This window comes from Mesorhizobium australicum (genome assembly GCF_900177325.1).
Taxonomy (GTDB): domain Bacteria; phylum Pseudomonadota; class Alphaproteobacteria; order Rhizobiales; family Rhizobiaceae; genus Mesorhizobium_A; species Mesorhizobium_A australicum_A.
In genome coordinates, this window is the sequence record NZ_FXBL01000004.1 from 1088032 (window position 1) to 1102019 (window position 13988).

At 66.6% G+C, this 13988-nt stretch carries 12 protein-coding genes; 4 read left to right on the forward strand and 8 right to left on the reverse strand.

What is annotated here, in order from left to right; genetic code table 11:
• Nucleotides 1-94 precede the first annotated feature (94 nt).
• Together B9Z03_RS07710 and B9Z03_RS07715 are read left to right on the forward strand one after the other, a co-directional pair.
• Nucleotides 95-1618 (forward strand): protein adenylyltransferase SelO, encoded by a 1524-nt coding sequence (locus tag B9Z03_RS07710; RefSeq protein WP_085463673.1) that lies wholly within the window; start codon nt 95-97, stop codon nt 1616-1618.
• 8 nt (nt 1619-1626) lie between these two features.
• Entirely contained in the window at nt 1627-2649 is a 1023-nt protein-coding gene (locus B9Z03_RS07715) for a class I SAM-dependent methyltransferase (protein ID WP_085463674.1), read from the forward strand.
• Here B9Z03_RS07715 and B9Z03_RS07720 read toward each other — a convergent pair whose 3' ends face one another.
• The 5 genes from B9Z03_RS07720 to fabA form a co-directional block, all read right to left on the reverse strand.
• A complete protein-coding gene (locus B9Z03_RS07720) occupies nt 2650-3576 on the reverse strand; it encodes a lysylphosphatidylglycerol synthase transmembrane domain-containing protein (protein WP_085463675.1) in 927 nt (308 codons plus the stop codon).
• Nucleotides 3577-3701: 125 nt separating this feature from the next.
• The gene (locus B9Z03_RS07725; RefSeq protein WP_085463676.1) at nt 3702-5231 is read right to left on the reverse strand and encodes a putative bifunctional diguanylate cyclase/phosphodiesterase; all 1530 of its coding nucleotides are present in this window, start codon (nt 5229-5231) and stop codon (nt 3702-3704) included.
• 95 nt (nt 5232-5326) lie between these two features.
• On the reverse strand, nt 5327-6136 hold the full coding sequence (gene fabI / locus B9Z03_RS07730; protein WP_085463677.1) for an enoyl-ACP reductase FabI: 810 nt from the start codon (nt 6134-6136) through the stop codon (nt 5327-5329).
• A 13-nt stretch (nt 6137-6149) separates the two neighbouring features.
• A complete protein-coding gene (gene fabB / locus B9Z03_RS07735) occupies nt 6150-7370 on the reverse strand; it encodes a beta-ketoacyl-ACP synthase I (protein WP_085463678.1) in 1221 nt (406 codons plus the stop codon).
• A 30-nt stretch (nt 7371-7400) separates the two neighbouring features.
• Nucleotides 7401-7919: a 3-hydroxyacyl-[acyl-carrier-protein] dehydratase FabA gene (fabA, locus tag B9Z03_RS07740; RefSeq protein WP_085463679.1), complete on the reverse strand. Its 519-nt coding sequence runs from the start codon at nt 7917-7919 to the stop codon at nt 7401-7403.
• A gap of 235 nt (nt 7920-8154) precedes the next feature.
• Here fabA and irrA point away from each other — a divergent pair, with 235 nt between their 5' ends.
• Nucleotides 8155-8586 carry an iron response transcriptional regulator IrrA gene (gene irrA, locus B9Z03_RS07745; RefSeq protein ID WP_085463680.1) on the forward strand — a complete coding sequence of 144 codons (432 nt, stop codon included), beginning with the start codon at nt 8155-8157 and terminating at the stop codon, nt 8584-8586.
• Nucleotides 8587-8593: 7 nt separating this feature from the next.
• Here irrA and B9Z03_RS07750 read toward each other — a convergent pair whose 3' ends face one another.
• A complete protein-coding gene (locus B9Z03_RS07750) occupies nt 8594-9154 on the reverse strand; it encodes an SH3 domain-containing protein (RefSeq protein WP_085463681.1) in 561 nt (186 codons plus the stop codon).
• Between the two features lie 170 nt (nt 9155-9324).
• On the opposite strand from B9Z03_RS07750, the gene B9Z03_RS07755 reads away from it, so the two are divergent.
• Entirely contained in the window at nt 9325-10329 is a 1005-nt protein-coding gene (locus tag B9Z03_RS07755) for a 2-hydroxyacid dehydrogenase (RefSeq protein ID WP_085463682.1), read from the forward strand.
• Here B9Z03_RS07755 and B9Z03_RS07760 read toward each other — a convergent pair.
• Together B9Z03_RS07760 and B9Z03_RS07765 are read right to left on the reverse strand one after the other, a co-directional pair.
• The gene (locus B9Z03_RS07760) at nt 10326-13049 is read right to left on the reverse strand and encodes a cation-transporting P-type ATPase (RefSeq protein ID WP_085463683.1); all 2724 of its coding nucleotides are present in this window, start codon (nt 13047-13049) and stop codon (nt 10326-10328) included. The two genes, B9Z03_RS07755 and B9Z03_RS07760, sit on opposite strands and share 4 nt — an antisense overlap.
• A gap of 21 nt (nt 13050-13070) precedes the next feature.
• Nucleotides 13071-13823, reverse strand: a complete 753-nt coding sequence (locus B9Z03_RS07765) for an SDR family NAD(P)-dependent oxidoreductase (protein WP_085463684.1) — start codon at nt 13821-13823, stop codon at nt 13071-13073.
• Nucleotides 13824-13988 lie beyond the last annotated feature (165 nt).

A 13988-nucleotide genomic window follows, 5' to 3' on the forward strand; every position in this document is an offset into this window, starting at 1 on the left:
TTGCGAGGCGTTCAAATCCGATAGAGTTGGTGACGGCGCGGGTGCGGGGACCTATGTATGTGGATGTGCCGGTATCCGGCTGGGTGAGCACAAGATGAGCAGAGCAACAACATTGGCGGCGTCGAGCGAAGCACCGGCGATCGGGCGCTTCGACAATTCCTATGCGCGGCTGCCCGCGGGCTTCCATGCCGCGGCGGAGCCTGCGCGTGCGGCAGGCCCGCGTCTGGTGAAGTTCAACCGGGAGCTGGCTGCCGAACTCGGCCTCGATGTCGCGGGCATCGACGACGCGACGCTGGCTGCCATCTTCTCCGGCAACGCGATACCCGAGGGCGCGGAGCCGGTCGCGCTGGCCTATGCCGGCCACCAGTTCGGCCATTTCGTGCCGCAGCTCGGCGACGGCCGGGCGATCCTGCTCGGCGAGGTGGTCGACACGACCGGCCGCCGCCGCGACATCCAGCTCAAGGGCGCGGGGCCGACGCGCTTCTCGCGCAATGGCGACGGGCTGGCGGCGATCGGCCCGGTGCTGCGCGAATATCTGGTCTCCGAAGCGATGGCGGCCCTCGGCGTGCCGACGACGCGCTCGCTGGCCGCCGTCACGACAGGCAATCCAGTCTATCGCGAGACCCGCCTGCCGGGCGCGGTGGTGACGCGCGTGGCCGCGAGCCATATCCGCGTCGGCACCTTCCAGTATTTCGCCGCGCGCAGCGACGTCGACGCGATCCGCACGCTGGCGGACCATGCCATCGACCGCCACTATCCTCAGGCGAGCGAGGCCGCCAACCGCTATCTCGCGCTCTACGAGGCGATCCTTGCCCGGCAGGCGGCGCTCATCGCCAGATGGATGCAGCTGGGCTTCATCCACGGCGTCATGAATACGGACAACATGTCGATCGCCGGCGAGACGATCGACTACGGCCCCTGCGCCTTCATGGACGAATACCATCCGGCCAAGGTGTTCTCGTCCATCGACCGGCATGGCCGCTACGCCTTTTCCAACCAGCCGCACATCGCGCTGTGGAACCTCGCGCGGCTGGCCGAGTGCCTGCTGCCGCTGCTGCACGACGATCCGGAACAGGCCGTGCCGATGGCGCAGGAGGCGCTAGGGGTGTTCCTGCCGGCCTTCGAGGCGCACTATGTCGACGGCATGCGCCCCAAGCTCGGCCTGACCAGCGCGCGCGACGAGGACAAGGCTCTGGTGAAGGGCCTGCTTGAAACGATGGCGGCCGGCGGCGCCGACTTCACGCTGACGTTCCGCACGCTGGCCGGTGACGCGGCCCTTCTCCCGCAGGATGTCGCGCGATCGGCGACGCGCAAGCTCTTCGCCGATCCTGCCGGCTTCGACGCCTGGGCGCGGCTGTGGCTGGAGCGCCTGGCGCTGGAGAATGTTTCGGCCGAGACGCGTGTTGCGCTGATGAACCGGGCCAATCCGAAGTTCATCCCGCGCAACCATCTGGTCGAGGAACTGATTGCCGCGGCGATCGAACGCGACGATTTCGGCCCGTTCCACGAGATGCTGGCGGTGGTCACGCATCCCTACGACGAGCAGCCGGGCATGGAGCGCTACGCCGAGCCGCCGCAGCCGGAAGAGCGCGTGCTGCAGACATTCTGCGGAACCTGAGGACCTGAATGGCAGCCGGTGATGACGCCCAGCGCACTCTCTTCCATCCCTTCGAGACCGGCGACATGGACGTGCCGGGCAAAGGCGCGCGGGTGCTGTTCCTCGGCGCCGAGCCCGGCTTTCGCCTGCCGGAGGGCTTCGCTGCCGAGCTCACGCTCGTGCAAGGGTTTCGCCCGGATTTCCTCAAGCTGAAGGCCGGCCGGCACAGGGTCGTGCCGGTGGCGGACGGGGAGGGATACGATCTCGTCCTCGTCTTGACGGGCAAGCACAAGGGGTTGAACGAGATCCTGATCGCCGAGGCGATGCGGCGCGGTTCGCCGGCGTCCGTCATTCTCGTGGCCGGCAGCAAGGACGACGGCATAGCCAGCCTGCGCAAGCGGCTGGAGGCGCTGGCTCCGATTGAGGGAAGCCTCTCCAAGTTCCACGGCCAGGCTTTCTGGCTGCATCGGCCGGCGGATGCGCGCGCTGTGGCCGCCATGCTGGAGAACCCCCACAGGGAGGCTCTCATCGGCGGCCGCTTTCGCGCAACCCCCGGCATGTTCTCGCACGACCGTATCGACGCCGGTTCGCGGCTCCTGGCGCAGCATATACCGCCCGATCTCTCGGGCGCGGTGGCGGACTTCTGTGCCGGCTGGGGCTATCTTGCCGCCGAGGCCCTGGAGCGATGCGCGGGCGTCGCCTCGCTCGATCTGTTCGAGGCCGATTTTGCTTCACTGGAAGCCGCGAAGCTCAACCTTGCCGACGCGCGCGTGCCGGTGGGCTTCCACTGGGCCGATCTCGCTTCCGAGCCCGTGCCGCGCAAGTTCGATGCGATCGTCATGAACCCGCCGTTCCACCAGGGGCGCGCGGCGGACCCGGCTATCGGCAATGCGATGATCCGCGCCGCGAGCGCGGCGCTCAAGCCGAACGGCCGGCTCTATATGGTCGCCAATCGCGGCCTGCCGTACGAGGCGGCGTTGTCCGCGGGCTTCCGTCAGTCCGGCGAGCTCGTTCGCGACCAGACCTACAAGGTGCTGTGGGCGCGGCGCTGATCAGTCTTGTCCGAGGCGGGAGTGCTCGAAGGCAAGGATGACCACGATCGCGATCACGAAGGGGATGATCAGGTAGAGCAGGCGGAACACGACGAGCGCTGCGATCACGTCGGCCGGATCCATCTCCGACAGCGCATGCACGAAGACGAGTTCGAGCACGCCGAGCCCGCCCGGCGCATGCGACAGGAGCGCGACCGAGAACGAGATCAGGAAGATGCCGAGGATGACGAGATAGCCGGGATTTCCGGCATCGGGCAGGGCGAAATAGACGATACCCGCCGCGCCGATGATCTCGATCGGTCCGATCACCAGCTGCCGCGCCACGATCGACGGCGACGGATAGCTCAGCTGAAAACCCCTGATATTGAGCGGCCGCAGCTTCAGCAGGCTGCCCGCCACATAGAGGCCGATCAGGGCCAGCAGAAGATAGCCGGTGCCGCGCGAGAAATCGGTCGGCAGGATATCGACGAACCTGTCGACGATCTCCGGCTCGATCACGAGGACGAGCCCGGTCAGGAACAGCACCCCGATGGCGAAGGTGAAGGAGCAGAAGGCGACGAGCACGCCGACCTCCGCCATGGTCAGCCCCTTCGACCCATAGGCCCTGTAGCGTACCACGGCGCCCGACAGCACCGAGGCCCCGACATTGTGCGAGATCGCATAGGTGGTGAAGGAGCCGATGGTGATGAACAGCCACGGCACCTTCCGGTTCAGGTATTTCAGCGCGATGTTGTCGTAGCCGGCGAGCGCGCCGTAGGCGACGAAGGTGGAGAGGATCGCCAGAAGCCAGCTGTGCAGCGAAATCCGCGCGAAGCTGGTCGTCATCTCTTCAAGGGAGACACCGCGCAGTTCGTGATAGAGCAGCCAGATCGAGAAGACCACGGCCGCGCTGCCGACGATCGGCCAAAAGAACTTCCTGAGCTTCATTCCGCCCGGCGCCACCTCATCGGAGTGAATGGGTCCGCGATCCCGCCCCGCGAACTGCGAATGGCTGGTGATGAACGCTCAAAATAGCCGGGTCAAGGCAAAAAGCCTTGAGGTTGGGGTGACGATCAGTGAACCGTGGCGCCCGCGGCGACCGGCCGGGTATCCAACCCCATCGCGGCCAGGGGACCCGGCCGTCCGTAGAGGAAGCCCTGCACCACGTCGCACCCCGCGGCGCGCAGCAGCGTCGCCTGGTCCTCCGTCTCGACGCCTTCCGCGATCGTGCGCACGCCGAGCGCGCGCGAGAGGCCCACGATGGTCGATACCACCGCGCCGCCATTGTCCTTGTCGATGCGGTTGACGAAGGAGCGGTCGATCTTGAGCTTCTGGAAGGGGAAGTCGATCAGGTAGCTGAGGTTCGAATAGCCGGTGCCGAAATCGTCGACCGCGACGGAAATGCCCATGTCGCCCAGCTGCCGCATGACCTGGGCCGCGCGCTCACGGTCCTGCATCATGGCCGTCTCCGTCACCTCCAGCTCCAGCCGCGACGGGTTCACGCCCGTCTCGGCGATGACGGCGCGGACGCGCGAGACGAAGTCCTTGGTCATCATCTGCACCGGCGAGATGTTGACCGCGATGGACATGTCCTGAGGCAGCGACTTGAGGTCCGTACAGGCCTTGCGCAGCACCCACTCGCCGATCGGCACGACCATTCCGGTCTCCTCGGCGACCGGCACGAACTCCGCCGGCGGAATCATGCCGCGCTTGGGGTGCCGCCACCGCAGCAGGGCCTCGTAGCCGATCACCCTGTCGGTGGCGAGGTCATGTTGCGGCTGGTAGTACACGTCGAAGTCGCCGCGCTGGAAGGCGGCATGCAGCTCGGATTCGATCCACTGCCGGTAGTCTGCGATCTGTCCCATGTCGGGGTGGAACACCGACCAGTTGCCGATGCCGCTCGCCCTCGCATTCTGCAGCGCGAGGTTGGAGCGCCGCAGGAGCACGATCGGGTCGCGCCCGTCCTTCGGCATGGCGACCATGCCCACCGACAGGTTCACCGACTGCAGGTGCGTCGTCAGGCGATAGGGCTCCATCATGGTCTCGATGAGCCTCTCGACCATCCGGTCGATCGAAAGGATGCGCCCGTCCGGAACCAGGATCGCGAACTCGCCCGCGCCGATGCGGCCGATCTCGGATCCCGGCGGCACGTGGTCGCGCAGGCGCGTGGCGAAGGCGCGGATCAGTTCGTCGCCCTGCGTGTAGCCGATGGCGTCGTTGATCTGCTTGAAGCGGTCGATGTCGATGTCGATCAGGAAGACGGGCTTTCCGTCCTGCACGGTCGCCGCGGCGGCGGCCGCGATCCTGCCGATCATGGCCTGGCGCGAATGCAGGCCGGTCAGCTTGTCCACCTGCGTCTCGTTGTGGACGAAGCTGGCGGACTCGTCGATGCCCGCGAAGAAGGACAGCGAGGAACCCGCCGCTGCGAGCGCGCAGAGCGAGGCGATGATCCCGCCCAGCGCCGAGGGCGTCATACCGCCCAGCTGCGCGCCGAAGCCCATACGCAGCGCCCACAGGCCGAGCACGAAGCTGGATATGCCTGCGGCGGCGATGGTGATCAGCCGGAACAGCGGACTGCGAGTCGGATTTGCATACGTCTGCATGCGTGAATCATCCTGAAGCGGGCTATCCGTATAGGAAATCCCCTTAAAGTCGGTTTCCAGCTATCGTTAGCATTTGCTGAACGCGGAGAATGCGGTCAGGCGCCGTCGTCCGTCCGCTTCAGTTCGTCCAGCGTCGGCATCGAGACGATGTGGTAGCCGGAATCGACGTAGTGGATCTCTCCTGTCACCCCGCCCGACAGGTGCGAGAGCAGGTAGAGGGCCGAGCCGCCCACTTCCTCCAGGCTCACCGTTCGCCTGAGAGGGGAGTTGCGCGCCTGGTAGGAGAACATGTGGCGGGCGTCCGAGATGCCGGCGCCGGCGAGCGTGCGCACCGGTCCGGCGGAGATCGCATTGACGCGGATGTTGCGCGGCCCGAAATCGTTCGCGAGGTAGCGCACGCTGGCCTCGAGCCCGGCCTTGGCGACGCCCATGACGTTGTAGTTCGGCATCACCCGCACCGAGCCGGCATAGGTGAGCGTGATCATCGAGCCGCCCTCGTTCATCATCGCGGCGGCCTTGCGCGCGACCTCGGTGAACGAATAGCAGGAGATCACCATCGTGCGGATGAAGTTCTCCTTCGTCGTGTCGGCATAGAGGCCCTTCAGCTCGTTCTTGTCGGAGAAGCCGATGGCGTGGACGATGAAGTCGATCGTGCCCCATTCGGCCTTCAGCGCGTCGAACACGCTGTCGACGGAGGCGCTGTCCTCGACGTCGCAGGGCAGGACGAGCTTCGCGCCGACCTTCTCGGCCAGCGGCCTGACGCGACGTCCGAAAGCCTCGCCCTGATAGGTGAAGGCCATCTCCGCGCCCTGCGCGTGAAGCGTCTGGGCGATGCCCCAGGCAATGGAATGATCGTTCGCGACCCCCATGATCAGGCCGCGCTTGCCCTTCATCAGTCCGTTCATCTGTGAACTGCCCTCAGTCTGCCACGCGCTGGAAGACCAGCGTCGCATTGGTGCCGCCGAACCCGAAGGAATTGGACAGGACGGTGTCGATCCTCGCATTGTCGATCCGCTTGCGCACGACCGGCATGCCTTCGAATTCGGGATCGAGCGTCTCGATGTGGGCGCTTTCACCGATGAAGCCAGCCTGCATCATCAGGATCGAATAGATCGATTCCTGCACGCCGGCCGCTCCCAGCGAATGGCCGGTGAGCGACTTGGTGGAGGAGATGTGCGGGAGCGCGTCGCCGAACACCTCGCGGATGGCGCCCATCTCCTTCGAATCGCCGACCGGCGTCGAGGTGCCGTGGGTGTTGATGTAATCGACCGGTCCCTTCACGGTCGCCAGCGCCTGACGCATGCAGCGCACCGCGCCTTCGCCTGAAGGGGCCACCATGTCGTAGCCGTCCGAGGTGGCGCCATAGCCGGTGAGCTCGCAATAGATCTTGGCGCCGCGCGCCTTGGCGCGTTCGTATTCCTCGAGCACCAGCACGCCGGCGCCGCCCGCGATCACGAAGCCGTCGCGGTCGACGTCGTAGGCGCGCGAGGCGACATCCGGCCGGTTGTTGAACTTGGAGGACATCGCGCCCATCGCGTCGAACAGGTTCGACATCGTCCAGTCGAGGTCCTCGTGGCCGCCGGCGAACATCACGTCCTGCTTGCCCCACTGGATCATCTCGGCCGCGTTGCCGATGCAGTGCGCCGAGGTGGAGCAGGCCGACGAGATCGAATAGTTGACGCCGTGGATCTTGAACCACGTGGCGAGCGTCGCGGACGCCGTCGAGGACATGGCCTTCGGCACGGCGAACGGACCGATCCGCTTCGGGCTGTTGTTCTTGATGGTGGTCTCAGCCGCCTCGACGATGATTCGGGTCGAGGGGCCGCCCGAGCCCATGATGATGCCGGTGCGCTCGTTGGTAATGTCGCCCTCTTCCAGCCCCGCATCCGCGATGGCCTGCTGCATGGCGACGTGGTTCCAGGCGCCGCCCTTGTGCAGGAAGCGCAGGGCGCGACGGTCGACAAGGTCCGTGGGATCGAGCGTCGGCGCGCCCCAGACCTGGCAGCGGAAGCCGTGTTCGGCGAAATCCGGCGAAAAGCTGATGCCCGACTTCGCATCGCGCAGGGATTCGCGCACCTCGTCCGCATTGTTGCCGATCGACGATACGATGCCGAGACCGGTGACGACGACTCGTCTCATGGAATGCTCCTTGTGCCGTGTGCCGCCGCGCTAGGCCGCTGCTTCCTGCTTGGCGAGGCCGACCTTCAGGTCGGTCGCCGTATAGATGGTCTCGCCGTCCGCCTTCAGCCAGCCGTCGGCGATGCCGAGCACCAACCGCCCGCGCATCACGCGCTTGAAGTCGACGCCGTATTCGACCAGCTTCGTCTTCGGCGTGACCATGCCCTTGAACTTCACCTCTCCGGTCGAGAGCGCCATGCCCTTGCCCGGTTCGCCGAGCCAGCCGAGATAGAATCCCGTAAGCTGCCACAGCGCGTCGAGGCCGAGACACCCTGGCATGATCGGATTGTCGATAAAATGGCAGGGGAAGAACCAGAGGTCGCGATGAATCGCGAAATCGGCGCGGATGAAGCCCTTGTCGAACGCCCCGCCGGTCTCGCTGATGTCGGTGATGCGGTCGAACATCAGCATCGGCGGATAGGGAAGTTGAGCGTTGCCAGGGCCGAACAACTCGCCCTTCGCGCAGGCGAGGAGCTCGTCGTAGCCGTAGCTGGATTTCTTTTCGGCCATGTGGTCTCCCGTCGAAGCTCCCTGATCGAAGCGCATTCTTGTCTTTGCACGCGCATCCTCGCCGGGCTTCGCGACGAAGGAAACTGCCGGCTTCGATTAGCTTGCCGGGTCGGAGCGGTCAATGTGCCGCTATTGATCGCTGGCGGTTCCCGGAATATATGCTGGAAAAAGCGGCGTTCGCCCGGGGTTCGGGCCGTCGCCGCGTGGCCGGCTTCGGACGGCGGTTCGGAAGGAAATGGACAAGGCGACCCAAACGATCGGACCTGATGTCGAGACGCGTGTGCGCGAGGCGGGGCTTCGCCCCACGCGGCAACGCGTTTCCCTCGCATCGCTGCTGTTCGCCAAGGGCGACCGCCATCTGACGGCCGAGGAGCTTCACGAGGAAGCGCTGGGCGTCGGCGTCGCGGTGTCGCTCGCCACGGTCTACAACACCTTGCACCAGTTCACCGAAGCCGGGATGCTGCGCATCCTGGCCGTCGAAGGGGCGAAGACCTATTTCGACACCAACACGTCCGACCATCATCATTTCTATGTCGAGGGCGAGAACAAGGTTCTCGACATCGAGGCCGGGCCGGTGACCGTGAGCAACGTGCCGGCGCCGCCGCCCGGCATGGAGATCGCCAACATCGACATCGTCATCCGCCTGCGCCCGAAGCGCGGCCGCTGACGCTTACTCAGTCTTCGATCGTTTCGTCCGGATAAGCGCCCCAGATCAGGTTCTGCGGCACCCAGCCCTTGTAGCGGTCGAACCGCATCTGGCACCAATTGCCGTTGCAGGTCTGGATTTCGCCCATGGCGCCGGGCTCGATCGTGGCGACCAGCCGCGCATCCTCGGCCGGATCGGCGCGCATCTGGATCGTGGTCTCCTTGCCCTTGAACCAGGGAGCCGCGATGCCGCTGCGCTTGCCCGACAGCAGCGACTGGTTGATCCAGCCCTCCGTGCCTTCCGAATCGCGGATGCGCCGCCAGTTGTCGTATTCCTGGATGATCTCGACCGGCAGGCCGGACTTCAGATACATCCACTCGACAGGATAGTTGCGGCCGGGCCCGATGCGCAGGTTCACGCGGCCGGATTTCAGCGTGACGAAGCGGGGAAGGGGCAGGCCGCTCTTGTTGGGGCCGACCGCCTGCGCCGCGGCCTCGCCCACCGACGGCAGCACCGGGGAGGCGACGTTGAGCGCGAAGCCTGCCAGACCCGCGCAAAGAGCCAGTCGAAGCGACAGATAACGCGACACGATCCACTCCTGACACCGCGAGGCGCCGCACCCCGCGCGACGCCTTTTTCTTTGTCATCACCCGCGGGGCTTGTTAGAGAGAGGCCGGGCGGGCGCTGGCTACGAATGTCGCCGGTCTTGGTTAAAGAGGTCTCAACAGGACCCGGGATGCCGCCCTCGAAGAGGAAATAATGCCGGGGAAGAAGAAGCCTCTCGTCGTCATCACGCGCAAGCTGCCGGATCCGGTCGAGACCCGGATGCGCGAACTGTTCGACGCGCGGCTGAACCTCGACGACCATCCGATGAGCCAGCCCGAACTGGTGGCGGCGATTCGCGAGGCGGACGTGCTCGTCCCGACCGTCACCGACCGCATCGACGCGGCCCTGATCGCCCAGGCCGGACCGAACCTGAAGCTGATCGCCAATTTCGGCAACGGCGTCGACAATATCGACATCCCCGCCGCCCAGAAGCAGGGCATCACCGTCACCAACACGCCGAATGTCCTCAACGAGGACACCGCCGACATGACGATGGCGCTGATGCTCGCCGTGCCGCGCCGCCTCGTCGAGGGCGCGAACGTGCTGCAGGGCGACGGCGGAGCCTGGCAGGGCTGGTCGCCGACCTGGATGCTCGGCCGCCGCATCTGGGGCAAGCGCCTGGGTATCGTCGGCATGGGCCGCATCGGCACTGCGGTCGCCCGCCGCGCCAAGGCCTTCGGCCTGTCGATCCATTATCACAACCGCAAGCACGTCGCGCCCGCGATCGAGGAGGAACTCGAGGCCACCTACTGGGAGAGCCTCGACCAGATGCTGGCGCGCATGGACATCGTGTCGGTCAACTGCCCGTCGACGCCGGCGACCTATCACCTGCTCTCGGCCCGCCGGCTCGCGCTGATGCAGCCGACGGCCTATGTCGTCAACACCGCCCGCGGCGAGATCATCGACGAGGACGCGCTGGTGAAGATGATCGAGCAGGGCAAGCTCGCGGGCGCCGGCCTCGACGTCTTCGCCCACGAGCCGGCGGTGAGCCCGAAGCTGGTGAAGCTCGCCAGGAAGGGCAAGGTCGTGATCCTGCCGCACATGGGCTCGGCGACCCTCGAAGGCCGCATCGACATGGGCGAGAAGGTGATCATCAACATCCGCACCTTCTTCGACGGCCACCGGCCGCCGGATCGCGTGCTGCCGATCCGGAACTAGGCCGCCAAGGCCGACGGCATCAGGCGGCGCATTGCCGCCTTCTCCGCTTCCAGCACGACCATCAGCGCCACGCCGATGCCGACGATCAGGAGGCCGTCGGCGAACGAGATCGGCGCGCTTCCGAACAGGGAGTGCATGAACGGCGCGTAGGTGAAGGCCAGTTGGGCGGCGACGACGGCGGCGATCGCGCCCAGCACGGCCGGCGTGCCCATGGCCCCGATCAGGCTGAACGATGTCGTGTGCAGGTAGCGGACGTTGAAGAGGTAGAAAATCTCCATCACCACCAGCGTGTTCACCACCATGGTGCGCGCCGCAGCCTCGCCCAGCCCCTGCCGCATTGCATATTCGTAGACGAAGAAGACGCCGGCCGTGAACAGCAACGAGACCAGCACGACCCGCCATACGAGGAATCTCGACAGGATGGGCTCGTCCCGTCGGCGCGGAGGGCGGCGCATCACGCTCGGCTCCGACCGCTCGAAGGCCAGTACCAGGCCAAGCGTGACTTCGGTGACCAGGTTGACCCACAGGATCTGGACCGGCGTCATCGGCAAGGCGAGGCCGAACGCGATGGCGAGGATGACGCACAACGTCTCGCCCCCGTTGGTGGGCAGAGTCCAGGCGATGACCTTGCGGATATTGTCGTAAACCGTCCGGCCTTCCTGCACGGCGGCGACGATCGAGGCGAAATTGTCGTCGACCAGCACCATCTCCGCCGCTTCCTTGGCGGCTTCCGTACCCTTGCGGCCCATGGCGACGCCGACATCCGCCTGCTTGAGCGCCGGCGCGTCGTTGACGCCGTCTCCCGTCATGGCGACGATGTGGCCCTCCGCCTGCAGGGCGCGGACGATGCGAAGCTTGTGTTCCGGCGTGGTGCGGGCGAACACGCTGACGCGGCCTACGAGCCCGCGCAGTTCGTCGTCGGAAACTGCGTCGATCTCGCGCCCTTCGACCGCCACCGGATCGTCGGCGATGGCGAGCTGCCTGGCGATCGCAGCGGCGGTGCCGACATGGTCGCCGGTGATCATCTTGACGGCGATGCCGGCCGAGCGGCAGGCGGCGATCGCTTCCACGGCCTCTTCGCGCGGCGGATCGATCAGCCCGACGGTGCCCAGCAGGACCAGGTCTCCGTTCTGCACGGCGTCGAAGGACAGCCGTTCGGTATCCGGCCGCGCGGGCATTTCCGCGAAGGCGAGCACGCGCTCGCCCTGGCTTGCGGCATGTGCGATGCGGGCGCTCCAGTCGTCCATGTCGATCGCCGTCTCGGATCCGTCCTGTGCCTGGGCGCGGCACATGCCGATGACGCGCTCGGGCGCGCCCTTGACGAAGACGCGTCGCTGGCCACCCGGGCCCTCGTGGAGCGTCGCCATGAAGCGGTGCCGGGCATCGAAGGGGATCTCGTCGATCCGGCTCCACTGTTCGCGGATCGTCTCGGCATGCAGCCCTCCCTTGGCGGCGAGCGTTGCGAGAGCGCCCTCCATCGGATCGCCGACGACCCGCCACTGACCGTCCCGTTCGACGACTTCGGCGTCGTTGCAGAGATGCGCCGCGAGAAAGAGGCGGTCGCGCGCTTCCTCGCTCGGCGATCCGCTCTCCAGCACGCCGTCGGGCGCGTAGCCGGAGCCGGTAACGAGCGTCTCGCCCGACGCGGTGGTGACGCGGCGCGCCGTCATCTCGTTCCGGGTCAGCGTGCCGGTCTTGTCGGAGCAGATCACGGAGGTGGCGCCGAGTGTCTCCACCGCCGGCAGGCGGCGCACGACAGCGTTGCGCGCGGCCATGCGCTGCACGCCGATGGCCAGCGTGATGGTGATGACCGCCGGCAGGCCTTCGGGAATCGCGCCGACCGCGAGCGCGACGACGACCAGCAGCGCGTCGACCCATGCATAGCCGCGAAACAGGACCGCGAAAGCGTAGACGATCGCCGCCATCGATATCGCGAACCAGGTGAACAGCCGGCCGAAATGATCGATCTGCTTCAGCAGCGGCGTGGTGAGCGGCGAGACGCGGCTCAGCAAGGCCGAGATGCGGCCGATCTCGGTCTGCGCCCCGGTCGCGACGGCGACGCCGATGGCCTGACCCGTCGCCACCAGTGTGCCGGAATAGAGCATGGAGAAGCGGTCGCCGAGCGGCGCATCCGCCGGCACCCGGCGCTCCCGCTTTTCGACTGCGACGGACTCGCCCGTCAGGATCGCTTCGTCGGCAAGCAGGCCGCGCGCGCGAACAATGCGCAGGTCCGCCGGCACCTTGTCGCCCGCCTCCAGCGCCACGATGTCGCCGGGCACGATCTCGCGGGCGTCGACCGAATGCCGCTCTCCGCCGCGCAGCACGATGGCATGCGGCGCGATCATGTCGCGGATGGCATCCAGCGCCCGTTCGGCGCGGCCTTCCTGCACGTAGCCGACGATGGCGTTGATCAGCACCGCGGCGACGATCACCGTCGCGTCGATGATGTGCCCCAGCATGGCCGCCGCGACCGACGCCAGAAGCAGGAAATAGATCAGCGAACTGTTGAACTGGCCGAGGAAGCGCAGAAGCGGATGGACGCGGGGCGGGGCAGGCAGCTCATTCGCCCCCTGGCTTGCGAGCCGTCTCGACGCCTCGGCCGGATCGAGGCCGTCCGCTCGTGTCGCGAACGCCTCGATCACCGCGTCAGGCGGCTCCGCATGCCATGCGCTGTCGAGGGGCGGGTTCCGGACGGGCCTGTCCGCGCGAGCCTTCTGCATCCCGTGCCGGTCTCCGTCCCGTCAATGCGCCGTATAGGCGCCGTCGACGAGATGGTAGCTTCCGGTGATGAAGCTGGCCGCGTCTGACAGGAGGAAGCAGGTGAGCGCCGACACCTCCTCGGGCCGGCCGATGCGGCCGATCGGATGAAGCCCCGCAAGCGCGCCGAGCGTTTCGGCGTCGAGATTGTTGGAGAGCAGCGGCGTGTCGATGTAAGCCGGGCCGACCGCGACGACACGGATTCCTTGCGTCGCGTATTCGAGGGCCGCGGTCTTGGTGAGGCCGAGCAGGGCGTGCTTGGCGGTGACATAGGCGCTGGAGCCGGGCGTGCCGACGGAACCGAGGATGGAGGCCATGTTCACGATCGCGCCTCCGCCGGACTTCAGCATCGCGGCGATCTGGTATTTGAGGCCGTAGAAGACGCCGTTGAGGTTGATGTCGATCACCGACTTCCAGCCGTCCAGCGGGTAGTCGGCGACGGGCGCGATGGGGCCGCCGATGCCGGCATTATTCACCGCGAGATGCAGAGCGCCGTAGGTCTCGACGGCGAAGGCGACCATATGCTCGACCTCTTCGGCGACAGCCACGTTGACGGCGAAGGGCTCGGCCGTGCCGCCCGCGGCGCGGATCGCCTCGACCACCTTGCCGGCATGCGTCTTGTCCAGATCCGCGACGATCATCTTGGCCCCGCCTCGTGCGAGATCCTTCGCGATCGCCTCGCCGATGCCCGACGCGCCGCCGGTCACGATTGCCACCTTGCCGTTGAAGTCGGTCATTACCTGTCTCCTTGATCCGTTCTCGACCTCCCGATGCGTTCCTCCCGCCGGATCGTGATCGCGGGATTGGAGCTATCCCGAGTGCACTGTCCGCGCCTTGATTGACATCAAGATGAAGCAGTACCGCCTTGGCGGTCGCCGTGCCTGCCAAGGCCTGCGAGGCGG